Source organism: Rouxiella silvae, from assembly GCF_002093625.1.
Taxonomy (GTDB): Bacteria; Pseudomonadota; Gammaproteobacteria; order Enterobacterales; family Enterobacteriaceae; genus Rouxiella; species Rouxiella silvae.
Genome location: NZ_MRWD01000002.1, coordinates 148,646 through 175,642, shown reverse-complemented (window position 1 = coordinate 175,642; position 26,997 = coordinate 148,646). Strand labels below are relative to the sequence as shown.

The following is a 26,997-nucleotide window of genomic DNA, read 5'->3' as shown; positions in this document are numbered from 1 at the left end:
TTTTAAGAGTTCTCACTCTCTGCATGGATGCAACGACTTAAAAATCATTATTTTTTTTGAAAGTTTTAATCCGATCACATATTAATAAAAAAAATAGAGAGCACACCCTATGAGTCAGAACAGTATTGTGGATGTAAAAGGCTGGATAGATTCCCGCTCTATTTCAGGCTACCAGTGGCTGATTTTGTCGCTGTGTTTCATCATTATCATGTTTGACGGCTACGATGCCGCCGTCATGGGCTTTATTGCTCCCGCCCTGATGGAAGACTGGGGAATGGGTCGCGGCGCAATGGGGCCCATTTTAGGTGCAGCGATGTTCGGCGTCGCCATCGGCGCGCTGGTTGCGGGTCCCTATGCCGACCGCTTTGGCCGCAAACGAATTTTGCTGATTTCGATTCTGTGCTTTGCCACTTTTAGCCTGTTAAGTACTTTTGCACGCACGCCGATGGAAATGGCTATTCTGCGTTTTCTGACCGGCTTAGGTCTTGGGGCTGTGATGCCCAATACGGTGACGCTGGTTTCAGAATATATGCCGGAACGCCGCCGCAGTCTGATGATCACTGTCATGTACAGCGGTTTCAACATCGGTTCGGGTGCAGGGGGATTTATTGCCGCCGGTCTGCTGCCGCACTTTGGTTGGAAAGCCGTGCTGTTCGCCGGCGGGGTTGTCCCTTTACTGATGCTGCCGCTTCTGATGTGGATTTTGCCTGAATCGGCAATGTACATGGTGGTGCGCAACGTCGCTCAGGAGAAAATTGAAAAAGTCCTGCGACGCGCGGGCGGTGTGTTTACTCGTGAAACAAAATTTGTGCTTAAAGCACCGGTCATTCAGAAAAAAGCCAAGGTATTACAGTTGTTCACCAAAGGCTATGCCAAGGGAACGCTGGTGCTGTGGTTGACCTATTTTATGGGCCTGTTCGTTATCTATCTACTTAACGGATGGCTGCCCACCATTATGCGTAACAGCGGTTTCTCACTGGAGCGCGCGGCCATTGTTGCCGGTTTATTCCAGCTCGGCGGCACATTTGGCGGGCTGATGGTGGGGGGGCTGATGGACAAGTTCAAGGCACGTCGCGTTATTGCGCTGTTTTATATGGTCGGCATGGGTTGTCTGCTGACGCAAGGAGTCGGCAACTTCGGTGCCACCGCGCTGGCCGTGCTGGTGTTCTTCAGCGGCGTCTGTATTAACGGCGCACAAACCGGACTTCAGGCCTTCTCTCCCGCATTTTACCCCACCGAAATGCGCGCTACCGGCGTGTGCTGGATGCACGGTATTGGCCGTACTGGGGCCATTATCAGCTCTTCCACCGGCGGGATTTTACTTGGCTTGTTCTCCGGTCAAAACGTTATTTTCCTGGTTCTGGCCCTTCCGGCACTGCTGGCAGGCCTGAGTATTTTGATGCACCGACCGGCACACCCGCCCGAAATGATTAAAGGTATCGATCTTAATGATATTCCAGCGCTGTCGCGCACCATGAATGTTCGTTAATTCATTGATTAAAAAATAAATTAAAGATGATGAAGGGAACACCTTCAGATTCTATAACTTAGGCAAAAGAGGTAAATAAATGGCTAGAATTATTGGCGGATTGGCGGTTTCACATACTCCCACTATCGGTTTCGCTGTCGATCATAACAAACAACAGGAAAGCGCCTGGTCGCCCATTTTTGACAGTTTTGCGCCCATGCAGAAGTGGCTGGACGATAAAAAACCCGACGTACTGCTGTACGTATTTAATGACCACGTAACCTCGTTCTTCTTTGACCACTATTCGGCCTTTACGCTAGGAATTGACGACCACTATGACGTGGCAGATGAAGGCGGCGGCCCGCGCGATTTGCCCGCGGTTAAGGGGCACGCCGCCCTTTCGCAACACATTGGTGCCAGCCTGATGGCCGACGAGTTTGATATGTCATTCTTTATGGACAAACCGTTGGACCACGGCCTGTTTTCGCCACTTTCAGCGCTGATGCCGCATACCGAAAGCGGTTGGCCAACGCAGATAGTTCCGCTGCAAATTGGCGTTTTACAGTTCCCTATTCCCACCGCGCGCCGCTGCTATAAACTCGGCCAGGCCCTGCGTCGCGCGGTTGAAAGCTTTCCCGAAGACCTGACCGTGGCGATTGTCGCTACCGGCGGCGTATCACATCAGGTTCACGGCGAACGCTGCGGGTTTAACAATCCGGAATGGGACGACCAATTCGTCGATATGCTGATTAACGACCCTGAGCGATTAACAGAAATGACCCTTGCCGAATACGCCACGCTGAGCGGAATGGAAGGATCAGAAGAGATCATGTGGCTAGTGATGCGCGGTGCGCTGTCCGCCAATGTCGAAAAACTGCATCAGGCCTATTATCTGCCGTCAATGACAGGCATCGCCACGCTGGTGCTGGAGAATAAATCTCGCGAAGCGCCGGTAGATGTGCAGCAGCGCCAGCGCGATAAAATCGCCCTGCAGATGGCTGGCGTTGAAAAACTGCCGGGAACGTATCCGTTCACCCAGGCACGCAGCCTGAAAGCGTTGCGTATTAATCGCTTCCTGCATCGAATGATCCAACCCGCCTGGCGTGAACGCTTCCTCGTAGAGCAGCAGGCAATGTTTGAAGAAAACAAACTCACCAGCGATGAACAATTGATGCTGCGCAGTCTCGACTGGCGCGCCATGATTCAATATGGTGTCAGCTTCTTCCTGTTGGAAAAACTGGGGGCCGTAGTGGGCGTATCTAACCTGCACATTTACTCGGCGATGCGCGGTGAAACGCTGGAGGAGTTCCAGAAAACGCGTAATCAGCAGGTTCTTTATTCAGTATCAGGAAAAGCCAAGGCATGAGCATTTTCGACCAGCCGAAGATCGACACACATCACCACGTTTTTGATCCGCTTAACTTTCCGTATATCCCGGAGACCGCTTATCGCCCCGAGGGGCATGAGATTGCCACGGTGGACTATTACCAAGCCGTGATGCAGGCCTATAACATTCGCCACTCGTTGATTGTTGGGCCAACCTCCGGTTACAACACCGACAGTCGCTGTCTGTTGGATGCGCTTGAAAAAGGTCACGGGCATTTTCGGGGGATAGCCGTAGTGCCTTTCGAGTGCAGCCTTGCGCGGCTGGCAGAACTGAAACAGGCCGGAGTAGTCGGTATCGCGCTCAACGTGGCGATGCTCGGCGTTGCCCCTTTTCTCGAGTTTGACGCCATGATGGGCAAACTGGCGGAGCTGGACATGTTTGCCGCCATTCAGGTGCAGAATGAGCAACTGCTGGCGCTAATGCCCATGCTCGCGCGCTGCAAAACGAAACTGCTGTTTGACCATTCAGGTCGTCCCGACGTCAGTGCCGGACTGCATCAACCCGCCTTTCAGGCCCTGCTGTCACTGGCGCAGAGCGAGCGCTGCTGGGTCAAACTCTCCGGCCTGTCGAAATTTAGTAAACAGCCTTTTCCCTACCCGGATGGCCATGCCTATCAGCATGCGCTCCTTGAGGCATTTGGCGCAGAGCGCTGTATGTGGGGGTCTGACTGGCCGTTTCTGCGCGCCGAACACCGTATGGATTTAGGCACATTATTAATGCTGGTTGAGCAGCTTTTCCCTGATGAAAAAACGCAGCAAAAAATCATGTGGGAAACGCCAAAATATCTGTTCGGATTTAGGGATTAAGGAAAAATATGCAACGCAAAATTGTGGTACTTAACGGCTGTAATCTCAACCTGCTGGGCACGCGTGAGCCGGAAACGTACGGCCGCGACACCCTCGCCGACGTGGAAGCGTTATGCCATAAAACCGGTAAAGAGTGCAACGTCGAGATCGCGTTTTTCCAGACCAATCATGAAGGAGAAATGATCGAGAGAATTCAGTCATGCCGTGGTGATGCCAGCGCACTGGTGCTCAATGCTGCCGCGTGGACACATACCTCAGTGGCAATACGTGACGCTGTCACAGCGATAAATGTGCCGTTATATGAGGTACATATCACCAACGTTCACCGACGTGACGCCTTCCGTCATCATTCATTCCTGTCTGATATTTCCGTGGGAGTAATTTGTGGATTTGGCATTCAGGGTTATGAATATGCGATTAGAAAAGCAGCACTTAGCCTGTAAACTTGGTTTAGATCAATAAACTGTTCATCTCTGTTAACAACATTTGAACAATTTTAACGAGGAGCGTAAACCTGAACTGAGCTCACGCAACGGCAACGAGCACACCAGCCCTATGCCTTGCGCGCAGCACCTGAAAAAAGACTCAACACATTAAGGGGATAGTGGTATGTCTAACAATGGAAAAGTGGCTTTAGTAACAGGTGCCGGTCAGGGTATCGGTCGTGCAATTGCACTGCGTTTGGCAAAGGAGGGTTTTGCCATCGCGGTTGTGGACTTTAACGCCGAGACGGCAAAAAAAGTGGCGGAAGAAATTAATCACGCGGGCGGTAAAGCTATCGCCCAAGTCGCGGATGTTTCTAACCGCGAACAGATATTCTCTGCCGTTGAGGCTGCGACCAAACAGCTCGGCGGATTCGACGTCATCGTTAACAACGCCGGTATTGCCCCTACAACGCTCATTGAAGACATTACGCCTGAAATAGTTGATAAAGTTTATAACATCAACGTCAAAGGCGTTATTTGGGGTATTCAGGCGGCGGTCAAAGCCTTCAAATCTCTCGGCCACGGCGGCAAAATAATTAATGCCTGCTCTCAGGCGGGCCACGTGGGTAACCCTGAGTTGGCCATTTACAGCTCCAGTAAATTTGCCGTTCGCGGTTTGACGCAAACTGCGGCGCGCGACCTGGCGCCACTAGGGATCACGGTCAATGGTTACTGCCCTGGGATTGTTAAAACGCCAATGTGGGAAGAGATCGACCGTCAAGTTTCTGCAGCAGCGGGTAAACCTGTAGGTTACGGCACCCAGGAATTCGCTAAAAACATCACGCTGAAACGCCTTTCGGAGCCGGAAGATGTGGCTGGCTGCGTTGCTTATCTGGCGAGCGCCGACTCAGACTACATGACCGGCCAGTCGCTGCTGATTGACGGTGGCATGGTGTTCAACTAATTACCTTTGGCTTATCCTTAGCCCAACGGGCCTGTATGCCGCAAGGGGTGTGCAGGTCCTCTTCACAGTAATCCGCGCGTTAACACTCTGCTGATGTCTCTACTAAACGAGAATAAGCATATACTTTTTGATTCGTTGCCATTTTTTTAGCCATCATAAAAACTCCGCTTATTCCAAGAACTGCAATCCTAAACTTTCAAGTCAATAAGGCGCGGCAATGACAGCTCACACTCTCCCCCAACCCGAGTACAGCCGCAATATGCGACTGATTGGTCACAGCAATCAGGGCGGTAAACCCGACGGCGTGCAGGTGATGGTCCATCGCGGTTATGCCTACATAGGGCACATGGTGTCGCAGGGATTTTCTATCGTTGACGTGCGAGACCCAAAAAATCCACGCGATGCCGGTTTTGTTGCTGCCCCTGCGGGAACCTGGAACGTGCATTTACAGGCGCATGACGATCTGCTGCTGGTGATAAATGCCCGCGATCTGTTTGCCGACGTGCGCTTTGCCGATGAAAAAGTCTATTACACCCGTTCAGTAAGCGAGACCGTACAGGGCAGCAACGCTCGCGGCTGGAGTGCCGGGGTGCGCATTTTCGACATTTCAACCCCCGACAAGCCAAGAGAAATAAGCTTTTTATCCCTTGACGGTATTGGCGTTCACCGTATTTGGTACGTAGGCGGACGCTGGGCCTATGTTTCAGCACTGCTGGACGGTTACAGTGACTACATATTTTTGACCCTGGATCTCGCAGACCCGTGTAATCCCCAGATTGCAGGCCGTTGGTGGCTGCCGGGAATGCACACCGCCGGTGGCGAAACGCCAAGCTGGCCAGAAGGTAAACGGTATGCGCTGCATCACGCCATTATCAGCGGCGATACGGCCTACGCCAGTTGGCGCGACGGTGGCCTTACACTTCTGGATATTAAAGACAAAAATGCACCGCAGTTAATTTCTCATCGTAACTGGAGTCCACCTTTTGGCGGTGGCACGCATACTGCACTCCCACTGCCGGATCGCGACCTGCTGGTAGTGCTTGATGAGGCAGTTCTTGATAATCAGGAAGATGGCGAAAAATTAATTTGGTTATTCGACATCCGTGAACCAGCAAATCCGGTGAGCATTGCCACCTTCCCGCAGCCAAATGAAAGAGATTACGTTAGCAAAGGTGCCCACTTTGGTCCGCACAATCTGCATGAAAATCGGCCGGGTAGTTTTGTTAGCTCAACGCTAATTTTCGCCACCTATCAAAATGCGGGTGTGCGGGCCTATGACATTAGCAATCCCTTTCAGCCAAAAGAGACCGGTGCACTGGTTCCCGCTGCGCCGACGGTAATGATGGACACGCGTCCAGGCCGTCCACAGATCATTCAATCCTGCGACGTTTTCGTTGATCCACAGGGCATTATTTACAGTACCGACTATAATGGCGGTCTTTCCATTATCGAATATCTTGGTTAATTAATTTAGCGGAGTGATAGTACGACGGTGGGAATTTTACGGGCATTTTTCCGTCGTCTATTTACCGTATCAATCGTTCTTCTCCCCCGCTCATTTGCCATCATTAAGAAAACATGACATTTCGTCTAGGTATCTGATTTAACAAAGTTGAACCTTGAAAAAGTGAGCACAATGAGGCTACACTGCCAAAGACAATTTTGTGACGGGGATCCTCTATTGCCCGCGATGACTGAAAGGACGAAACAGTCTCGTTTAGCGCTCTTGAGCCTAAGACAAATTTTTAGCAGGTTCTCATTTATTCGACAGGCGGGTAAGGTTATGAACAAGGAAAATGCAATGACCTGGCACTACGGCATAATGACCCAATTATTTTGGGAGTACCTCTTTAGTGAATAAAACCATGGTCAAAAATATATTGTCGCTCTTTATGATTCAGGGAGCTGGATATATTTTACCCCTTATCACGCTCCCTTATCTGGTCAGAGTGCTCGGCCCCAGCGAATACGGCGTATTAGGATTTTCACTGGCGTTCGTGCAATATTTTACCCTCCTCGTTCAGTACGGTTTTGACCTTTCAGCCACCAACAAAATAGCCATTCATAAAGACAATAAGACCTTGGTTAGTCAGGTTTTTTGGGGCGTGCTATTTTGTAAAACAATCTTGGTTGTGCTGGGTGCGCTAGTGATGATGGCAATAATATTGCTGGTTCCCAGTCTCAAAGAGTATTCGACCGTTATTATCGTCTCCTATACTTCCGTAATCGGTGCTGCTTACGTCCCTTCCTGGCTTTTCCAGGGAAAAGAAAAAATGGGCTGGATGGCGATATCCAATATTTTGGCCAAAATAGTCACTATCCCGTTTATTTTTATTCTGGTGAGTTCTCCCGCTGACACTTGGATTGTGGCACTGATTACCGGCATAGGATTTATTCTCGGTTCGCTGTTTAGCTTCTACATGATTTATCGTGAAAAGTGGATTGAATGGAGCCGTCCAAGTCTGGAACAGGTAAAAGAACTGATTCAGGACGGGAGATACATCTTCTTATCCAATATTGCGGGCAGCCTTTACGTAAACAGTATTCCGGTATTTCTCGGCCTTGCTGCCGGGCCGGTCACCGTGGGTTTTTACGTCGCCGCAGACCGCATCAGGCAAGCCATACAGGGACTGATGAGTCCGGTAACTAGCGTATTTTATCCGCGTATTAGCGCATTAATGTCGACCGATAAAGTGAAAGGCCTAAAAATGATCAGGATGCTACTGGTCGGGCAAAACGCGGTGGCATTGTTTATGACACTGTTCTTAATGATATTTTCATCCCAAATCATTCATCTTTTTTACGGCGAAACCTATCAGGAATCGGTATCCATTTTAGCGCTCCTCGCCCCGCTTATTTTCTTTATTAGCGTGAGTACGGTCTTGGGCGTGCAGGGGATGCTGATTATTGGGATGAGAAAAGAATTTAGCCAAATTCTCTGGCTTGGCGCTATTCTCAATACCGCGATCATCTTCCCGTTGATAGGGTTAGCCGGTGCCGATGGTGCAGCTATTTCAGTGCTGTTTACCGAGGCTCTTGTCGCTATTTTGATTGTTGCCAAAACCAAATCCATATGGAGACGTTCTTAAATGTCGATTGAACAAAATAACGATAAATCGACCCCTTTTGCAGGGGTTGTGGTTTGGTACAATCCGACGGAAAAAGAAGTCGAAAACATAAAAAGCTATCTCGGCTTTGTGAAAAAGCTCTATGTTGTCGATAATTCGGCTGGAAATAATTTGTCGTTATTGAGTGAGCTAACCCGTGATGACGACAAGGTAGAATATATCCCGAACCTTGATAATCTGGGTATTGCGACCGCCTTGAATAAAGGGTGCGAGCGTGCGCTGGAACAAGGCTATAACTGGATATTAACCATGGATCAAGACTCGAGTTTTGACCGTGCAGAGATGACTAAATTTATCGATGCCTTCGAAACCAAAAAACTCGAAGATCCGACGATTGCCGTGTTTACCCCGCTGACTAATGAATATCAGCCAGAAGGCTATGCCTCACGCGTTATCACTTCTGGCAATCTTCTGAGCCTGACAGCCTATAAACAAATCGGCGGTTTCGACGATACCTTATTCATTGACGAGGTAGATCACGACCTGTGTTACAAGCTAACTCAGCGTAACTACACTATTTACACCTTTAGCAACGTGCATATGGAACACAAAATTGGTGACGGAAAATCCCATCCATTCTTGTATCCACGCAGGCTATACGTTATGCATCACGGTGCGATAAGAAAATATTACATTATCCGAAACCGCTTCCTGATCCGCGACAGGTTCCCTTCTTTCACTCACGATTACGCTAAATTCAATTTTATCTTGCTGCTAGGCGTAATTTTTTTTGAAAAACAAAAATTGCTGAAACTGCGCTACATGCTGCGCGGCTACTGCGATTACAAAAAGAACCGCCTCGGTCGAATGAGATAATGCAGATATCAATACCGATTCAAGCCTGCACTTTGCGGCCTGAATCGGTGTAGTCACGCCCTATTCTAGCCCCGGTGAAACCATATTGAGCAGATGTTTGGCCGATTTACCCTGCGAAGTTCGTCGCCAAGCTAGCGCAACCTGGGTGGTGATTGTCTGACCGGCAATAGGCAAACAGCGAACGTTGTCGGCATTAATTTTACTCAACGATGCGGGCAACAGCGCGTAACCAAAACCGGTCGCAACCATACTTAGCGATGAGGCAATTTGCGGACACTGTTGTCCCAATTTCGGGGTAAATCCCGCCTCGACGCAGGCGGCAATCACCGCATCATATAAACCGGGCGACAGCTCGCGCGGGAAAGTAATTAACGTTTCATTGCGCAGCTCAGAAAGCGCAACGCTCTCCCCCCGACTCAGTGGATGCATCTTCGGCAGCGCAATCACCATCTCCTCGTTATCAATCACCCGCACGTTAAAGTCTTTACTGCGCTCGCAGGGTAATCGAATAAACGCTAAATCAATCACCCCCTCACTGAGGGCTGTCATCAATCCCGACATATCTTTTTCCTGCGGCTCAAGCTTCACGCCGGGATATTTGTCGCGGTAGTGATGCAACAGAGAAAATACCTGCGGATTAAATGCCGAAGAACTGGCAAAACCAATGCGTAAAAAACCGTTCATACCCCGCGCCACGCTGCGAGTACGCTCAAGAGCAGCATCCGACAACTTCAAGATAATCAGCGCATCTTCGTAAAGTACCTTACCCGCTTCGGTGAGCTCAACGCCGCGCGTCAGGCGCTTTAGCAGCGTGGTGCCCACTTCATGTTCAAGTCGTTGAATTTGCTGACTGAGCGGTGGCTGGGAAATACCGAGCCGTTCGGCGGCTCGGGTGAAGTTAGTTGTCTCTGCTACGGCAACAAAATAACGCAGATGACGAAGTTCCATATTAAAAACGTCTCAAAGTAAACACTTCTTCATATTGGAACTTCGGGCCGAATGGAGTCAACCTTTAGTTAATCTTGTTAATGAATTCCCGGAGCATCAGTATGAAAGACTTGGCAATTTCTCGTCCTAACGTCCTTTATCAGGCATCCCTGATGAGTGCCCTGCTCAGCGGCGTTTATGAAGGTGACGTCACCATGGCGCAGCTGCGCGAACACGGTGATTTTGGCCTCGGAACGTTTAATAAACTCGACGGTGAGCTAATAGCCTTTGACGGCAACATCTTTCAGCTGCGCGGCGACGGCACGGCACGACGCGCCAGTCCCGAGCAAAAAACCCCGTTTGCCACCATGACATTCTTTAACCCGACTAATGAATACCCCATTACCCGCCCTCACAGCCGTGAAGAGATTCATCAGGTGATTGACGAGGTCGTCGCCAGTCAAAACGCGTTCTGCGCCATGCGTATCGATGGCGATTTTAGCCGCGTAGATACCCGTACCGTTCCGGAGCAGCATCGTCCTTATAAACCGATGCTCGAGGCAGTGAAAGAGCAGCCGACGTTTCATATCAAGAACAGCCACGGGGTGCTGATTGGCTTTTTAACCCCTGAATATATGCAAGGGATTAATGTGGCGGGTTACCACGAGCACTTCATTGACCAGGCGCGCCACAGCGGCGGACACGTTCTGGATTATCAGGTTGAGCGCGGCACGCTGACCTTCGGGACCGTCGAAAAACTCACCATTGATTTCCCGCACGATAAAGATTTCCTCAACGCTAATTTGTCTCCTGAAAATTTGCAGGAAGCCATCCGTTCAGTAGAAAGCTAACAGCCGCAGCGAAAGGAGTTATACGATGAGTAATACAGACAATAAAGAAGAGTGGAAATGCGGCGCAGACTTGGTGGTCGCCCAGCTTGAGGCGCAGGGTGTCAAACACGTTTTTGGTATCCCCGGCGCCAAAATAGACCGCGTTTTTGACTCGCTGGTCGACTCAAAAATCGAAACCGTGGTGGTCCGTCACGAGGCCAATGCGGCATTCATGGCCGGTGCCGTGGGACGACTGACCGGTAAAGCAGGGGTCGCGCTGGTGACTTCCGGTCCGGGCTGTTCCAACCTTATTACCGGTGTGGCGACAGCCAACTCAGAAGGTGACCCAATGGTGGCATTGGGCGGTGCCGTGAAACGTGCCGACCATGCAAAACAGGTGCATCAGACCATGGACACGGTCTCGATGTTTCGTCCCGTGACTAAATACTCCGCCGAAGTGACGTCCTCTTCGGCGCTGGCGGAAGTGGTCTCAAACGGCTTCCGCGCCGCCGAATTTGGCCGTCCGGGTGCGTCATTTATCAGCCTGCCCATGGACCTTATCAATAAACCCACGCGCGGAAAACTGCTCACCTCCTATTCCCCCACCCTGGGCAGCGCCCCGCACGGTGCGATTGTCGAGGTAAGCCGTTTGCTCAAGCAGGCCAAGAATCCGGTGCTGCTGCTCGGCCTGATGGCCAGCCAACCGCGCAACGCCGAGGCCATTCGCCGCCTGCTGCATAAAAGCGATTTACCGGTAACCAGCACCTATCAGGCCGCAGGCGTCATCGATCAAAGCGCGTTCCACCGCTTCGCTGGACGCGTCGGCCTGTTCAACAATCAGGCCGGTGACAAACTGCTGCGCAATGCCGACTTGGTTATCACCATCGGCTACAGTCCGGTGGAATATGAGCCAGCACAGTGGAGCAACGGCTCTGCGCGACTGGTGCACATTGATGTCACGCCCGCCGAGCCTGACAGTGAATATCAGCCTGAGGTCGAATTGGTGGGCGATATTGCCGACACTATTGACTTGCTGACTCATGAGATACCGCAGCAGATAGCACTCAGCCCGCTGGCGGTGGATATTCTCGAGGAGCGCCGTCTACAGCGCCAGTTGCTCGACCAAAAAGGCCGCAGCCTGAATCAGTTTTCTATTCACCCTCTGCGGCTGGTGCGCGCGATGCAGGACATCGTCAACAGCGACGTCACACTGTGCGTTGACATGGGCAGTTTTCATATCTGGATTGCCCGCTATCTGTACAGCTTTCGCGCCCGTCAGGTGTTGATTTCCAACGGTCAACAGACGATGGGCGTTGCACTACCCTGGGCGATTGGCGCCGCGCTGGTCGATCCGGGCCGCAAAGTCGTCTCGGTTTCAGGCGATGGCGGCTTTATGCAGTCGAGCATGGAGCTGGAAACGGCGGTACGGTTGGGTGTAAACCTGCTGCACATCATCTGGGTCGATCAGGCCTATAATATGGTGGCAATTCAGGAAGAGAAAAAATATCAACGCACCTCCGGTATCCAGTTCGGCCCGATTGATTTTAAAGCCTATGCCGATTCGTTCGGTGCCAAGGGCTTCGCCGTGACCTCCGCCGATTCGCTGGAAAAAACGCTGCATGCGGCGATGGACGTCCAAGGTCCTGCCGTGGTGGCCATTCCCGTGGACTACAGCGACAACGCGCTGTTAATGAGTCAATTGAACATGGGTGAGATCTTCTAGGAAACGCCACCCTGTAGGCGTATCGCGTCAACCATTGCGCTGGCAGCCGGTGAGAGCAGGCTGCCAGCGCGCAGGGTGATACCAATTGCGCGTCGCGTGTCGGCTAGCTCGACGTTGAGACTGACCAACTCGCCGTTGTCCAACTCGTGCTGCAACTGTCTGGCGGATACCGCCGCCAGCATATCTGAATTGAGCAATAACCCCCGCACCATCGCCAGATCGCCACTTTCTACGACCGCATCCGGCGCAGGAATATTCATCGCCATAAAACTGCTTTCTAATAGACCGCGTGCTGGCGTTTCGGCGCGTGGCAATACCCAGCGTGCGCTGCGCAAAGCTTCAGGACTGAGTGCGGCTTGGCTCAGCGGATGACCGCGGCGTGCCACAATCACCATCTCTTCGATAAACAAGGTTTCAGTCACCATGTCTGCCGCATAGTCGCTGGTGCGCAGTGCACCGACGATAAAATCGATCTCTCCCGAACGCAGCTCCGAGGCCAAGGCGGCAAAGGCGCTTTCATTGGTAATAATTTTGATACCGCCATAGCGCGCAGTCACGGCCAGAATTGCCTGCGGCAGCAGTCGCGTGCGGCTCAGCGGCAGCGCCCCAATCTGTACCGTCCCCACCAGCACCCCTTGACGGGCGGCGATATCGGCGGGAATGTGCCGCAGTTCGTTCAACGCTCGTCGAATATTGGGCACAATTTCCTGACCAGCAAGGCTCGGTATCATTCCCTGCGGCGTTCGCTCCAGCAGCGAGGTGTTTGCGCCATTTTCGAGTACTTTAAGCGCAGCCGACACGGCAGGTTGACTCAGTCCGAGTAGCGTCGCAACGGTTTGCATATGCCGCGTTTTGCACAGGGACACAAAAATCTGCAATCGCCGTACGTTGAACAAATACAGCGGCTCGGTCGGCGCACGGCCCTGCGCCGTTTTACCCTGCAAACGCGCCAGTAGGTCGGCCGTTTCATGCAGCTCGGCAATGGCCCGACGCGCGCGCGGCAAAATACATTTGCCGAAATCGGTCAGCCGCATGCCGTTGGCGTGGCGCTCAAACAGCGGCACGGATAAATGCTCCTCTAGGTCACGAATGGCGCGGGTAATTGCCGACTGGGTGCGAAAAAGCTCGTCGGCGGCCCGCGAGACACTGCCTTGATCGACAACCTGACAAAATGCGCGGATCTGCATCAGGCTACATAACTCTTTCTCGTGCTTCATCCCCTTCTCCTGCCAAGGTTTTTTGCGTGAACTCAACCAGCAATATAAATAAAACGCATACCTGCTGCAATCAAATGAATTACCTCAAACACGCGGCGACTGACAGCATAGAAACCAGACCACGCGATGCGTTCGGTACCCTCAAACAGTGAAAAATAAGGATTATACACATGACTAACGTCACTCAGGATCAGGCCAACGGCAGCGCCAAAAGTGCCTTGGTTGTCAGCGCCCACTCGGCCGATTTTGTATGGCGTGCGGGCGGCGCTATCGCCCAGCACACCCAGCTGGGCTACAACGTGCACATCGTTTGCCTGTCGTTTGGCGAGCGCGGTGAGTCTGCAAAACTGTGGCGTAAAGGCGAAATGAGTGAAGAAAAAGTCAAAGCTTCGCGACGTGAAGAAGCCATGGCGGCAGCTGAAATCCTCGGTGCCAGCATCGAGTTTTTTGATATGGGTGACTATCCGCTGCGCGCCACGAAGGACGACCTATTTCGTTTGGCAGACGTCTACCGCCGTGTGCAGCCGCATTTTGTGCTGACTCATTCATTGAAAGATCCCTACAACTATGACCACCCGATGGCAACGCATCTGGCGCAGGAGGCGCGCATCATTGCTCAGGCTGAAGGCTATAAACCGGGCGAACCTATCGTGGCTGCGCCACCGGTTTACTGCTTTGAGCCACACCAGCCAGAGCAGTGCGACTGGAAACCTGACGTGCTGCTAGACATCACCGACGTCTGGGACAAGAAGTATCAGGCCATTCAGTGCATGGCCGGTCAGGAACACCTGTGGGAGTATTATACGCGCGTCGCGCAGCAGCGCGGTGTGCAGGCGAAACGCAACGTCGGCATCACCAGCGGCAAAAATATTGAATACGGCGAAGGCTATCAGAGCATCTTCCCACGCGTAACAGGAGAGCTGGCATGAACAGCAATGAAGGGGGGATTCTCGGCAAAAAAGGGGTCGTGGTGCGCAATATTCCACGCGCCGAACCGTTTCATGTGGCAGCGCTGGCCAACTTTGGCGTGGCGACCGTGCACGAAGCTCAGGGCCGTAAGGGACTACTTGATTCGGCTCTGCGCCCCATTTTACAAAATGTGGCGATTTCTGGCAGTGCCGTCACCGTATTGGTCGCGCCAGGCGATAACTGGATGTTTCACGTCGCGGTCGAGCAGTGTCAACCCGGTGATATTCTGGTGGTTGCCCCCACCTCGCCGTGCACGGATGGTTACTTTGGTGACCTGCTGGCCACCTCACTCAAGGCGCGCGGCGTGATAGGCCTGGTGGCAGACGTGGGCGTGCGCGACACCCGCACCCTGCGCGAGATGGGTTTTGCGGTTTGGTCCCGTGCCGTTTATGCCCAAGGCACGGTAAAAGAGACGCTGGGCTCGGTGAACATTCCTATCCTCTGTGCGGGTCAGATTATTTATCCCGGTGATGCCATTGTGGCCGACGATGACGGCATTGTGGTTGTCCGCCGTGAAGAGGTGCCCAAAGTGGCAGAGGCCAGCCGCCAACGCGAAGCGCTGGAAGAGAGTAAACGTGCGCGAATGGCCGAGGGCGAGCTGGGGCTGGATATTTATAATATGCGTCCGACCCTTGAACAAAAGGGCTTGACCTACTTTGACGACGCTGACGCGCTCAACAAATCACTGTAAGCCTGAGGAGGTTCGATGTTGCAAACCCGAATTCCCTGCATGTTAATGCGCGGCGGTACCTCGAAAGGCGCGTTCTTCTTGGCCGATGATTTACCGACAGACCCCACACTGCGCGACAGCGTGCTGCTGGCGGTGATGGGATCTCCGGACCCACGACAAATTGACGGCGTAGGCGGCGCGGATCCTTTAACCAGCAAAGTGGCCATTATTCGTCGCTCACAGCGTGATGACGCCGACATTGACTACCTCTTTGCCCAAGTCAACGTGGACAAGGCCGTGGTCGACTTCGGGCAAAACTGCGGCAATATTCTGGCCGCCGTCGGCCCTTATGCCATTGAGCAAGGTCTGATTGAGCCGCTGGATAAGCTCACACCGGTGAGAATTTTTATGGAAAATACCGGCCAAATAGCTATCGCTCACGTGCCCACGCCGCAGGGATATGTGGAATATGAGGGCAGTCTGCGTATCGACGGCGTTCCGAGAACAGCCGCTGAAATCCTGATTGAATTCGCCGATATTGCTGGGTCAAACTGCGGATCGCTGTTGCCAACCGGCAACGTCATCGACAGATTTGACGGCATTGAGGTGACCTGCATCGACAACGGTATGCCGGTGGTGCTGTTGCGCGCTGCCAGCCTCGGCCGAACGGGCTATGAAACCCGCCAGCAGCTTGATAACGATGCAGAGCTTAAAGCCAGACTGGAATCGATTCGCCTGCAGGCGGGCCCTAAAATGAACCTTGGGGATGTCGCGCAGCGAACTGTGCCGAAAATGACGCTTATTGCCGAGCCGCGTAACGGTGGTGCGCTGACCAGCCGGACTTTTATCCCTCACCGCTGCCATGCCTCAATCGGCGTTTTGGGCGCGGTGAGCGTTGCCACCGCCTGCCTGCTGCCAGAATCGGTAACGCAGGGGCTGGCCACGGTGCCACAAGGATTACATCCGCGCATCAGCGTTGAGCATCCGAGCGGTGAATTCAGCGTCGAACTTCAGATAAACCCCGCCGCCGTTGGCGAAGAAAGTGTGATCGGATGCGGGCTACTGCGCACTGCACGCCTGCTGTTTTCCGGCTACGTCGCGATCCCTGGCAGTCTTTGGGACGGACCTCATGCTGTTGTCGAGAAAGAGAAACGCTAAAGCCTAATCGCTGAATACCGCCTCCCCCATCGTTTTACCCTACATTCGCTGCATTAAAATATGCAGCGAATGTTTGGCGTATTCATCCCCCCCTTATTTCCCTTGCTTGACCCTACCCGACAAATCCTACAGCGGAAAAATTAGCGCCCGGCTTAGTCGCGGTAGTCATCAGGCACAGACAGAGATTGCCCAGACCACGGGCAACACCATAAATGATTTATTAAGCGAAGGTGAGGATTTAGCCTTGGAAAAATAGGCTTATTAACCGGCTACAGGTTAAGGCCGAATTAAGCCGTCTGCCCCTCTGGCACTTTTTCTTGCAACAGCGCTAAAGCACTTTCGGCAAGCTTGGCGAAATAGTTCGCCGCAGGGGCGATGAGCGCCTCATCGGGATTAAATCCTTCATGATGTAGCCCAAACTCGCTGGCACTGCCGATACTGACAAAGGCACCCGGCACGTTTTGCAGATAGATGGCAAAATCTTCTCCGCCGAGATGTAAATCGGCCGTGCGAACTTTGTAACCCTGTTCTTTAGCAACGCCGGCGCTGAACGTCGCCCAATTTTCGTCGTTGACCAGCACTGGAGGTCCGGCAGTCCAGTTTACGTCTGCCTTTGCGCCGCTGGCCTCGACCAGACTTTTAACCAAGTGAATAACGCGTTGCTGCACCTGCGCACGCACGTTAACGTCGTGCGTGCGCAGCGTGCCGCCAAACATCACCTCTTCAGGCAACACGTTCCACGTTTTACCGGCATCAATACGCGTGACGCTAAGCACTAAGCTGTCGAGCGTATTAAAGCTGCGACTGGTCAAAGCCTGCAATGCCTGAATGACCTGACTGGCGAGCACAATAGTGTCATTACCCTGCTCAGGATGCGCCGCGTGCGCGCCTTTGCCACGAATTTTAATGATAAAACGGTCAGCGTTGGCATAAAACGCGCCACCGCGCGTGGCAAAAGTGCCCACCGGAAGACCGGGTTCATTGTGCATACCAAAAATTGCCTGCACGTCCTGCAACGCACCGGCCTTGATAAACTGTTTGGCACCGGTGCAGTTCTCTTCACCCGGTTGAAACAACAAACGAACTCTGCCCGGCAAAGAGGCTTCGCGCGCTTTTAACAACAAAGCCGCACCGAGAATAACCGAGGTGTGAATATCATGGCCGCAGGCGTGCATTACGCCGTCATTCTGCGAGGCATAGGCTAACTGTGTCTGCTCATGAATGGGCAACGCGTCAATATCGGCCCGCAGCGCAATCAGTGATTCGCCCTGCCCTATTTCAGCAATCACGCCGGTTTGAATTGGATAATTAAGAATGCGGATATCGGCCGACTTCAGCCAGTCGCGAATGCGTGAGGTGGTCGCCTGCTCCTGATTTGATAGCTCAGGCCACGTGTGTAAGGTCCTGCGCCAGTTAATCAGCTGTGCAGCAAAATTTTCGCTCATGCGTTTCTCCCTCCTTTATGTCTGCCTCATAGTGCAAGCACAACCGGTGTGAGTAAAAGAACAATTCTGCGCAAGGGAATGATAATTCTGGCAATAGGCATAGCACTTTTATGGAAAAGCTTATCGCAAATCCTTGGTTCACGCGCTTGTCACAACTTTGGATGATGGAGACCTGTCCGCTGAGGCGGTGAATCTGCGCCATCCCCCTGAAATTCCGCTCAGTCTTTTTATCTCGTTCAAACCCTGAGGATTTTATGACGGACTCATTAATCGAACAGCTGGTTTCCTGGCGGCGCGAGCTGCATCAGCATCCTGAACTCTCCAATCATGAATTTGCGACCACTGAGCGCATCACTGCATGGCTAAAAGAAGCCGATATTCGCGTTCTGCCGCTCAGGCTTAAAACGGGCGTGGTGGTTGAGATAGGTCAGGGTGAGCCGCTGATCGCCCTGCGTGCCGACATCGATGCATTGCCAATTGAAGAAGCCACGCATCGGCCTTTCGCCTCAAAAAATGCCGGCGTAATGCACGCCTGCGGCCACGACATTCATACTTCTGTCATGCTCGGAGTCGCCTATCGCCTGAAAGCGCAGGAAAAACAGCTAAAAGGCCGTGTGCGTATACTGTTTCAACCGGCGGAAGAAACGTTTAACGGCGCTCAGCAGCTTATCGACGCCGGTGCGCTTGAGGGTGTGCAGGCTATTTTCGGCATGCACAATGCGCCGGACTTACCGCTCGGCACTTTGAAAACACGCGGCGGTGCGTTTTATGCCAACGTTGATAGATTTTCAATCACTATCAACGGTAAAGGCGCGCATGCCGCACGTCCTCATGAAGGGATCGATTCCGTGGTCATTGGCAGTCAGATTGTGACCACGCTGCAAACTTTGGCCAGCCGTATTTATAGTGCGCAGGAATCGGTGGTCGTCAGCGTAACGCGCTTCACCGCTGGCAATACCTGGAATGTGCTGCCGCAAACGGTTGAACTGGAGGGGACGGTGCGCACGCATAATGACACTATTCGCGAAGCGATCCCTCAGCGTATTCGCTCACTGGTGGAGGGTATCGCCGGTGGTTTTGGTGCACGAGCAACGCTTGACTGGCAGCCGGGTCCTCCGGCACTGATTAACACGCCGCAGTGGGCAGACTTTGCCCTGTCGATTGCCAAAGAGAGCGGCTATAACGTTGAGGTGGCCACGCCGCAGATGGGCGGTGAAGACTTTGCTTTTTATCTGCACCACGTCCCCGGCGCTTTTGTCAGTATCGGCAGCGCCAGCGCCTTTGGCCTGCATCATCCAGAGTTTGACCCCAATGAAGCAGTAATCGAGCCCGCGGTAAACTATTTTACCGCGCTTGCCCAACGCGCGCTGCACACAGTGGCGGAGTAACAGTCGTCGGTTACTTTTGCTAACGGAAAACAGCGGGCAAATAGCCCGCCTTGACTGGAGCTGAGAGGCAGGATTTGCCACTATGGTTTAGTTAATAATTATCATTTAAGGGGATAGATCATGACGACGAACAAACCATTAAACGCTGCCCCGCTGCTCTGGGGTCACGGAAAAAACGTATTCGACGTTTTCCTGGAACCCACCTGCCCTTACTCTGTCCGTGCCTTTAATAAATTTGACGCACTGCTGGCCGAGGTAGGCGAAGATAATATGACGCTGAAAATCCACCTTCAGTCTCAGCCGTGGCATATGTATTCCGGCTTAATCGTGCGCTACATCCTTGCTGCCTCAACCCTGCCCGAGGGAAAAGAAGCGGCTAAAGCAGTGCTTAAAGCCGTCGGTGACCATCGTGAAGAGTTCGAATTTACCGATCACTGCACAGGCCCGAATCTGGACGCCACGCCTAACGACATTATCAACCGCCTTGAGCAATACAGCGGCATCAACGCACGTGAAGCCTTTGCCCGGCCGGACTTACAAAACGTCATTAAGTGGCACAGCAAATACTCACGCCAAAACGGGATTCACGTCTCACCTACTTTTATGGTTAACGGACTCGTTCAGGCTGATATCGGCAGCGGCGACGAGATTTCCTCCTGGGCCAAACGTATTCAGAGTTAACGCCTCTGTTGTCGTTTTATCCAGTTATGGGCGATAAACGCCGGTTTTGCCGATTTCTTCAACACTTAGACGACCTTATGAAGAAAGAGCTTTGACAAGCACGGCTCCCCCCGTTAATATTCGCCCCGTTCACACGATTCCTCTGTAGTTCAGTCGGTAGAACGGCGGACTGTTAATCCGTATGTCACTGGTTCGAGTCCAGTCAGAGGAGCCAAATTTAGAAAAGCCCGCACAAGGAAACTTGCGCGGGCTTTTTGCTTTTCAGCTCCCCATGCCTATCGAGAAGAAGGGTGGGTCTGATTGGGGGTCATTGAGGTCGATTAGGGTGTGTGCCGTCTTCTTTCCTGGCGATAGCGCAACCACTTATCGTCAACGAGTGCTAAAGGTGTAACGGCGGATTTTCTCTAAAATATTGCACTAAAAAATCAATGCATACCTTTAATCTGGCCGACCCGGATGGACGCGTCGAATAGACAGCTGAAATATTCGCATTTTGATACCACTGCGGTAGAACATGGATTAGCTCACCGGATGCAAGATGCTTTTGCACATCCCAGAGAGAACGCAGTGCAATCCCGTGCCCTTTCAATGCCCAGTTAAGCACCACGCCCCCGCTATTTGAGGACAGCTTGTTTTTCACGTGGACCTGCATAATATCGCTGCCGTTGGTTAATGACCAAAGCCCAAACGACGCGTTGCGCTCCTGAATAAAAAGACAGCGATGTTTATGTAAATCACTTATCGTTTCCGGCATACCGTAGGTAGCAATATACGCAGGTGACGCACAGACTATCCGTTTGTTTTCAAATAACAACTTAGCTATATAGAGATCCTTTATATCCTCCCCGATACGAATTTCTATATCAACATCCTCTTCTACCAAATCAACCTCACGATCTGACAGTGTCAGTTTAATATTTAATGCTGGATATATTTTTGACAATTCAGAAACTGCGTCAGAAATGTGAGACAATCCGAAACCGAAAGAGCAGCTTATGTTTATTGATCCGATAATAGAATCACGCCACTCTGCTAAATCAGAGACAAACTTATCCATGCTGCTGATGACACTCATCGCACCGGATAGTGCTTTTTCACCATCTGGCGTTAAACGCATCGTTCTATTATTTCTGAAAAACAGTCGTGTATCTAAATGTTTCTCCAGTATATTGATTCTTTTACTGATATAAGAAGGCGAAAGTCCGAGTTCAGATGCCGCGCGAGAAAAACTCTTATTTCTAGCGATAGTTAAAAAAACATGCAGATCTTCAATTAACGGCCAGTGGGTTATTTTATTTTCTTGCGCGCTCATAGTATTACTCATCTTATATCAAACCATGCTCGATTGATTTCAACGGAAAACCAGGATCAACGAGCGTCAGGCATTCAAAAACGGCAGGAGTGCGTCTAACATTTTATCAGGTATCTCTTCGTGCGGCGAATGCCCACAGGGTAAAGCCATTCCCTGGACGTTGTCAGCTTTGTCTTGCCAGGTACTTATTACGTCATACAGCTGCCCTACTGTCCCTTTTTGCCCCCATAACACTTGCAACGGACAGGAAATCCTCAGTTCACTGTCACTTGCGTCATCTTCCAGATCGATGGTTGCGGCTGCACGGTAATCTTCACATACCGCATGTAACATGGCCGGGTTGCTATAGCATCGTAAATACTCTGCCCTGATATGGGGTTCAGTGGCATCCGGTGTTTTAAGTTGGCCATCAAGATGCTTATAAAGGAAGAGTTTCGGGTCATATCCGATCATCGTTTCAGGCAGTGGCGCAGGCTGTATCAGAAAAAACCACCAAAAATATTGGGTCGCAAAGGTCTTTTCTGTCATGGCATACATTGTAGCCGTCGGCGCAATATCAATAAACACGCAACGATTGACCCGTTCAGGATAGTCCAGAGCCAAACGGTGACCCACGCGCCCGCCGCGATCGTGCCCGACAAATGAAAACGTATCAAAACCTAATATATCCATTAACAAAGCAATATCTTGGGCCATTACTTTCTTCGAGTAATTACGATGAATCTCATCTCCCGCCGGTTTATCACTGTCGCCATAGCCCCGCAGATCGGGAAGTATTACGGTGAAATCTTTTGCCAGCGTCGGGGCTATTTTTCTCCAGGTCACATGATTTTGAGGATGCCCATGCAGTAAAATCAACGGCGCCCCTTTTCCGCCAACTGCAACGCGTAGCACGATACCATTAGGTAATGTTACGTCTTGCAGAACAAAATCTGCAATAAATGGAGAGTTATCGACGATAACGATATTTTCTGATTTGTTCATAGGAATATTAATACCCTGTTCTCTCTTCGATGATAACTCATCAGGCGACTGTTTTAACTTCATCTATCAGTCTGACTTCACTGACCGTATTCGTTAACCTACCAATGCACTCAATTTCAACCTCAATGACGTCACCCGGCTGGAGAAATAATGGCGGTACGTGTTTTTTACCCACACCGCCGGGGGAACCGGTAAGAATTACGTCTCCGGCAGAAAGTGGGGTGAAGGTACTGATGTAAGCAATCAAATCCGCAACCCGATGGATCATGTTTGCCGTATTATCACTCTGCACAACGCGCCCATTAAGTAAAGTACGCAAATTGAGAACCTGAGGATCTGGGATTTCATCACACGTTGTCAGATTGGGGCCAAAAGCACCTGTCGAAGGCCAGTTTTTGCCTGCGGTATACCACGAATGTTGCCAGTCGCGTACCGAGCCATCCATATAACAGCTATAACCTGCGACATAATTTAGCGCATCGGCGGCACTGACGTGAAAACAGGGTCTACCCATAATAACCGCGAGTTCACCTTCATAATCAAACTCAGCAGTATTCTCAGGCTTTAAGACAGGATTATTATGCCCAGTCTGGCTATCAGCAAATCTTACAAAGAGCGTCGGTGCAGGATTTGACTCATTAAACTCAATGCGCTTATCCGCATAATTCATTCCCGCACAGATAATTTTTTTCGGGTTATTAATGACCGGAAGATAAATAATCTGATCCAAAGAAATATCAGTAGCATTATTTTGATAGTCCCGAGCAATTGAAAGCGCATTTCCTTGCAACAATGACAGTAAACTTGGGTATTCATCACCCATTAATTTTTTGAGATCAATAACGCCCGTAGGTTTTAAAATCCCATACTTTTCACTATTCTGATGGAGGAAATTAATTAGTTTCATTTCTTGACCTTAATCATGGCAATGAACAGTCAGCAGACTAGCCAAGGATTGTCAGACAGATGCTGGTGTTCAAAACTACGAATATCATTTTGATACTGCAACGTGTAATCAATGAAATCCAGCCCCTCTAATAGCATTTTTCTCTTTAATTCATCTATATTGAACTGAATTTCACTTGCTGCGCTAATAATACGCTGTTGTTCTAGATCTATCGTCAAACTGTTCTTTTGTGGGTCGACGGCAATCGCTTCAAGCTGACTGATGGAAGACACATCAAGTTCGATAGTGAGCACACCGTTTCTTTGGCAGTTATCGTTGAAAATACCGGCAAAGCTACTGCCGATTAATGCACGGACTCCCAACTGCTTAAGCCCCCACACCGCATGTTCACGACTGGAGCCGCAGCCAAAATTAGGCCCAACCAGTAGAAATGAGGCATTTTTCCACCCCATTTTATTCAATACAAAATTATTATCAGGTTCGCCGTCGGCTTTGAAACGCAGGTCAAAGAACACACCTCTGTCTAGACCCTGCCTGTCGATACCTTTCAGAAATTGTTTGGGCATGATGACATCGGTATCGATATTCGCGGACATCATGGGGGCAACCAGCCCATTGACGATTTTAAACGGTTCCATAATTAACACCCCTCTTTAATCAGCAGGCGAACGTCGGCAAGGTGGCCAGTGATAGCCGCTGCGGCCACCATTGCGGGGCTCATCAAGTGTGTTCTCGCGCCTGCGCCCTGACGCCCGGCAAAGTTGCGGTTGGTACTGGATGCACAACGATCGCCCAGGCTTAATACATCCTCATTCATAGCCAGACACATTGAACAACCAGACTGCCGCCATTCAAATCCTGCCTCAATAAAGATTTTCGCTAATCCTTCCTGCTCGGCTCTTTCCCGCACCTGAGTTGAACCAGGTACAATAATTCCCTGCACGTGTTCAGAAATTTTCTTATTCTTTAGCACATTCGCAACTTCACGAAGATCTTCAATGCGGCCATTGGTGCAGGAGCCGATAAAAGCATGAGTGATAGGAATTTGAGTAAATGGCGTCCCAGGTTTTAGGTCCATGTAGCGTAGCGCCATTTCCATATCACGCTTTTTAGACAGGTTCTTTTCATCTGCCGGATTGGGCACACGGTCTGTAATACTTCCCGCCTGGTCTGGACTAATTCCCCACGTCACCTTCGGCGCCATATCGGCACAGTTCAGCGTAATTTCTTTATCAAATATCGCGTCGTCGTCACTGCGTAGCTGCCGCCAGTGATCCACTGCCTGTTCCCATAGCGCGCCTTTTGGCACACGCGGCGCATCCTGAATATAGCTAAATACTTTCTCGTCTGGCGCCATAAACGCCCCTCTGGCACCGGCCTCCACCGCCATGTTGCATATCGTCATGCGTCCTTCAACGCTAAGATCGGCGATAGTCTGGCCAGAAAATTCAATCGCGTAACCTGTGGCACCATCGGCTCCAATCTGCTCAATCAACAACATGATGATATCTTTTGCTACGGTCGCGGCAGGCAGTTTTCCCTGAACCAACACGCGCATCGCTTTAAGCTTTTTATATACCAAGGTCTGTGTGGCCAGCATGTGCTCAATTTCAGACGTCCCAATGCCGAATCCCAGAGCGCCAAAAGCGCCGTAGGTTGTCGTATGACTATCTCCTGCGGCGATCACCATGCCCGGCATAACCAGTCCCTGTTCATGAGCAACAACATGTTCAATTCCCTGGCGTTTATCCATAACGTCGAAGAGTTCCATCTCAAAATCACGACTGTTTTCTTCAAAATATCTCACCTGAAGCTCCCCGCCGGGATCGGTCATTTCAGGCGTTCTTTCAGGCCGTGTGGGATTGACGTGATCAACGTTCAAAAGCGTAGCCGAAGGTTTCCATACCTTTCTGTTGGCTTCACGGAGTCCGCTAAAAGCCTGCGGACTGGTATATTCATTGAGGATCGAACGGTCGATATAAAGGAGGACACTCCCTTCATCATCCAACCGACGAACAATGTGGGAATCGACAATTTTATCGTAAAGCGTTTTAGCAGACATTGAAATTCACCTTGGTGCCGGTTTAAAGGGAAAGCACCTTGGCAGAGTGCTTTATTTTTAATAATACTCATGCTTTAAGAAAATGAAATATAAACCGTGGTGCACATACGTGGTTATAACAAACACGAATCGTGCATACTGCATCTCCATAGATAATAAGGCTTTTATTTTTAACTTTATTTACCTCCGCTTTTATTAAGATAAATGTGACTAACCTCTCTTGCCTTAATTATAATAATTCATGCAACCCCTGTTGTGATTGAAATTAACTGCACGGATCGTAATTCATTTAAACACGCATTAAATACAGACGTAAAAAAATATGTGATGAATATCAATAATAAAAAAATGGTTTTTTAATAGGCTTTGAAGATGTCAGGTTAAACCTCAGTGATTACCTTTATCATTAATCCTGAAACCCACGGGAGAAGTAAATGAACAAGTACTTAGCTAATAATAGCCTTTGGCGCTATATCCCATTACTGCTGATTTTACCCTTATCCGGCTTGGCAGAACTTGCTTCACTCTATTCCATTCAGGCTTTATTACCAAAATTGAGTGAAGTGTATAATATTCCTTTAAACCAAGTAGGTTTAATCTTATCGGCAGAAGTGGGTTTCCTGGCTTTCGCCATGCTGTTTAGCGGCAGTTTATCAGACCGTTTTGGACGGAAAAAGATCATTGTTTTTTCACTGCTCGCTGGGGGTATTCTGACGTTACTTTGCGCGACGACGTCATCATGGCACGTATTGGTATTTTATCGTGCTTTGTTGGGCATTGCCGTCAGTGGCATTACCGCTGCCGTTACAGTTTACATTACAGAAGAGGTTTCACCTGCATTAGCGGGGGTCGTCACCGGTTACTTCATCTTTGGAAATTCACTGGGAAGTATGTCTGGGCGTGTATTGGCAACGCTGATGATGGAGCATATTTCTGTAGGAAGTATTTTCTGCTTCTTCAGCGCTGTTTTGCTTCTGATGGCGTTGTTAGTATTTATCTTTCTCCCCGCATCCAAAAATTTTACCGCATCGCCTTCTCTTAACCTGACACAGATGTTAAAGGGTGGACGGGAACATTTTACTAATATTAAAATATCTGCCTGCTTTATTATTGGATTTATTATTTTTGGGTCTTTCACCTCTGCATTCAACTTTCTGGCCTTCCATCTTCATGGCAAACCTTACCACTTGCCTTATTCACTGATCGCTCTTATTCCGATCAGTTTTTCACTCACTTTTTTTGCGGCCCCCTTCTCAGCGAAAATGGCCATGCGTTATGGTTCAATGAATACATTAAGCCTGTTGTTGATAATGATGTTATGCGGCGCGTTGATGACGTTTATTTCCCCCACCCTGCCAATATTTATTTTAGGTATTATCTGCTTCTCTGTGGCCTTTTTCTCATCACATTCCACATTATTGACCTGGGTCAGCTCTCATGCTCCGCATGCTAAAGGGCAAGCCACCGCATTTTATCTCCTGTGTTACTACGCGGGTGGGGCAATTATAGGTTATCTGAATGGCTATGTTTTTGCTTCAATCGGCTGGAACGCTGTGGCGATTTCTATTATGGGCCTGCTGGTTATAGGTCTGTTATTAAGTCGCTACCTACATATTACCGAGAGGAAAGAGACCGAAGTGGGCATCATGGATATGTCATGATGGCTTGTATTCTCCCTCGTCGTTATAAACAGCTTAGGCAGCGCAGAGCGTCCCTTTTCGAGTGACGTC

At 50.5% G+C, this 26,997-nt stretch carries 24 protein-coding genes and 1 tRNA gene; 17 read left to right on the top strand and 8 right to left on the bottom strand.

Annotated features, from left to right (window positions below; genetic code table 11):
* Window positions 1-109: 109 nt before the first annotated feature.
* From BS639_RS01855 to BS639_RS01815, 8 genes are all read left to right on the top strand, one after another.
* The gene (locus BS639_RS01855) at window positions 110-1,489 is read left to right on the top strand and encodes an MFS transporter (protein WP_084982097.1); all 1,380 of its coding nucleotides are present in this window, start codon (window positions 110-112) and stop codon (window positions 1,487-1,489) included.
* Between the two features lie 79 nt (window positions 1,490-1,568).
* On the top strand, window positions 1,569-2,834 hold the full coding sequence (locus BS639_RS01850) for a gallate dioxygenase (RefSeq protein WP_055783660.1): 1,266 nt from the start codon (window positions 1,569-1,571) through the stop codon (window positions 2,832-2,834).
* Window positions 2,831-3,661, top strand: a complete 831-nt coding sequence (locus BS639_RS01845) for an amidohydrolase family protein (protein WP_055783658.1) — start codon at window positions 2,831-2,833, stop codon at window positions 3,659-3,661. Before BS639_RS01850 ends, BS639_RS01845 begins: the two co-directional genes overlap by 4 nt.
* Before the next feature lie 8 nt (window positions 3,662-3,669).
* Window positions 3,670-4,104, top strand: a complete 435-nt coding sequence (gene aroQ, locus BS639_RS01840; RefSeq protein ID WP_084982096.1) for a type II 3-dehydroquinate dehydratase — start codon at window positions 3,670-3,672, stop codon at window positions 4,102-4,104.
* 166 nt (window positions 4,105-4,270) lie between these two features.
* The gene (locus BS639_RS01835; protein WP_084982095.1) at window positions 4,271-5,050 is read left to right on the top strand and encodes a (S)-acetoin forming diacetyl reductase; all 780 of its coding nucleotides are present in this window, start codon (window positions 4,271-4,273) and stop codon (window positions 5,048-5,050) included.
* A gap of 217 nt (window positions 5,051-5,267) precedes the next feature.
* Complete coding sequence (locus tag BS639_RS01830) at window positions 5,268-6,515, top strand: LVIVD repeat-containing protein (protein WP_084982094.1); 1,248 nt, start codon at window positions 5,268-5,270, stop codon at window positions 6,513-6,515.
* Between the two features lie 388 nt (window positions 6,516-6,903).
* Window positions 6,904-8,139 carry a flippase gene (locus BS639_RS01820; RefSeq protein ID WP_082457444.1) on the top strand — a complete coding sequence of 412 codons (1,236 nt, stop codon included), beginning with the start codon at window positions 6,904-6,906 and terminating at the stop codon, window positions 8,137-8,139.
* Complete coding sequence (locus BS639_RS01815; RefSeq protein WP_084982092.1) at window positions 8,140-8,994, top strand: glycosyltransferase; 855 nt, start codon at window positions 8,140-8,142, stop codon at window positions 8,992-8,994.
* Window positions 8,995-9,054: 60 nt separating this feature from the next.
* Here BS639_RS01815 and BS639_RS01810 read toward each other — a convergent pair whose 3' ends face one another.
* Window positions 9,055-9,942, bottom strand: coding sequence for a LysR family transcriptional regulator (locus BS639_RS01810; RefSeq protein WP_055783646.1), 888 nt, complete (start codon window positions 9,940-9,942; stop codon window positions 9,055-9,057).
* A 101-nt stretch (window positions 9,943-10,043) separates the two neighbouring features.
* Between BS639_RS01810 and budA the strand changes: the two genes are divergently transcribed.
* Window positions 10,044-10,772, top strand: coding sequence for an acetolactate decarboxylase (gene budA, locus BS639_RS01805; RefSeq protein ID WP_055783642.1), 729 nt, complete (start codon window positions 10,044-10,046; stop codon window positions 10,770-10,772).
* 25 nt (window positions 10,773-10,797) lie between these two features.
* A complete protein-coding gene (alsS, locus tag BS639_RS01800) occupies window positions 10,798-12,474 on the top strand; it encodes an acetolactate synthase AlsS (RefSeq protein WP_084982091.1) in 1,677 nt (558 codons plus the stop codon).
* Here the strand turns inward: alsS and BS639_RS01795 are convergent.
* Complete coding sequence (locus BS639_RS01795; RefSeq protein ID WP_084982090.1) at window positions 12,471-13,691, bottom strand: LysR family transcriptional regulator; 1,221 nt, start codon at window positions 13,689-13,691, stop codon at window positions 12,471-12,473. The two genes, alsS and BS639_RS01795, sit on opposite strands and share 4 nt — an antisense overlap.
* Before the next feature lie 170 nt (window positions 13,692-13,861).
* Here BS639_RS01795 and galB point away from each other — a divergent pair, with 170 nt between their 5' ends.
* Genes galB through BS639_RS01780 form a run of 3 tightly spaced genes read left to right on the top strand, consistent with a single transcriptional unit; the run spans window position 13,862 to window position 16,488 of the window.
* The gene (galB, locus tag BS639_RS01790; RefSeq protein WP_055783637.1) at window positions 13,862-14,620 is read left to right on the top strand and encodes a 4-oxalmesaconate hydratase; all 759 of its coding nucleotides are present in this window, start codon (window positions 13,862-13,864) and stop codon (window positions 14,618-14,620) included.
* Entirely contained in the window at window positions 14,617-15,351 is a 735-nt protein-coding gene (locus tag BS639_RS01785) for a 4-carboxy-4-hydroxy-2-oxoadipate aldolase/oxaloacetate decarboxylase (protein WP_084982089.1), read from the top strand. The genes galB and BS639_RS01785 overlap by 4 nt, the downstream gene beginning before the upstream one ends.
* 15 nt (window positions 15,352-15,366) lie before the next feature.
* Complete coding sequence (locus BS639_RS01780) at window positions 15,367-16,488, top strand: 4-oxalomesaconate tautomerase (RefSeq protein WP_084982088.1); 1,122 nt, start codon at window positions 15,367-15,369, stop codon at window positions 16,486-16,488.
* A 287-nt stretch (window positions 16,489-16,775) separates the two neighbouring features.
* Here BS639_RS01780 and BS639_RS01775 read toward each other — a convergent pair whose 3' ends face one another.
* On the bottom strand, window positions 16,776-17,933 hold the full coding sequence (locus tag BS639_RS01775; protein WP_084982087.1) for an amidohydrolase: 1,158 nt from the start codon (window positions 17,931-17,933) through the stop codon (window positions 16,776-16,778).
* Between the two features lie 254 nt (window positions 17,934-18,187).
* Between BS639_RS01775 and BS639_RS01770 the strand changes: the two genes are divergently transcribed.
* The 3 genes from BS639_RS01770 (at window position 18,188) to BS639_RS01760 (ending at window position 20,216) form a co-directional block, all read left to right on the top strand.
* Window positions 18,188-19,321 (top strand): amidohydrolase, encoded by a 1,134-nt coding sequence (locus BS639_RS01770; protein WP_084982086.1) that lies wholly within the window; start codon window positions 18,188-18,190, stop codon window positions 19,319-19,321.
* Window positions 19,322-19,441: 120 nt separating this feature from the next.
* A complete protein-coding gene (locus BS639_RS01765) occupies window positions 19,442-20,002 on the top strand; it encodes a DsbA family protein (RefSeq protein WP_084982085.1) in 561 nt (186 codons plus the stop codon).
* Window positions 20,003-20,140: 138 nt separating this feature from the next.
* Window positions 20,141-20,216 (top strand) — tRNA-Asn (locus tag BS639_RS01760).
* A 165-nt stretch (window positions 20,217-20,381) separates the two neighbouring features.
* Here BS639_RS01760 and BS639_RS01755 read toward each other — a convergent pair.
* The 5 genes from BS639_RS01755 to leuC all read right to left on the bottom strand — a co-directional run bounded on the left by BS639_RS01755 (window position 20,382) and on the right by leuC (window position 25,267).
* Entirely contained in the window at window positions 20,382-21,314 is a 933-nt protein-coding gene (locus BS639_RS01755; RefSeq protein ID WP_139804026.1) for a LysR substrate-binding domain-containing protein, read from the bottom strand.
* Between the two features lie 66 nt (window positions 21,315-21,380).
* On the bottom strand, window positions 21,381-22,298 hold the full coding sequence (locus tag BS639_RS01750; RefSeq protein ID WP_084982084.1) for an alpha/beta fold hydrolase: 918 nt from the start codon (window positions 22,296-22,298) through the stop codon (window positions 21,381-21,383).
* 40 nt (window positions 22,299-22,338) lie between these two features.
* On the bottom strand, window positions 22,339-23,205 hold the full coding sequence (locus BS639_RS01745) for a fumarylacetoacetate hydrolase family protein (RefSeq protein ID WP_084982083.1): 867 nt from the start codon (window positions 23,203-23,205) through the stop codon (window positions 22,339-22,341).
* Between the two features lie 29 nt (window positions 23,206-23,234).
* Entirely contained in the window at window positions 23,235-23,843 is a 609-nt protein-coding gene (leuD, locus tag BS639_RS01740; RefSeq protein WP_084982082.1) for a 3-isopropylmalate dehydratase small subunit, read from the bottom strand.
* 2 nt (window positions 23,844-23,845) lie between these two features.
* Window positions 23,846-25,267 carry a 3-isopropylmalate dehydratase large subunit gene (gene leuC / locus BS639_RS01735; protein WP_084982081.1) on the bottom strand — a complete coding sequence of 474 codons (1,422 nt, stop codon included), beginning with the start codon at window positions 25,265-25,267 and terminating at the stop codon, window positions 23,846-23,848.
* A gap of 434 nt (window positions 25,268-25,701) precedes the next feature.
* Here leuC and BS639_RS01730 point away from each other — a divergent pair, with 434 nt between their 5' ends.
* Window positions 25,702-26,928: an MFS transporter gene (locus BS639_RS01730; RefSeq protein WP_084982080.1), complete on the top strand. Its 1,227-nt coding sequence runs from the start codon at window positions 25,702-25,704 to the stop codon at window positions 26,926-26,928.
* Window positions 26,929-26,997 lie beyond the last annotated feature (69 nt).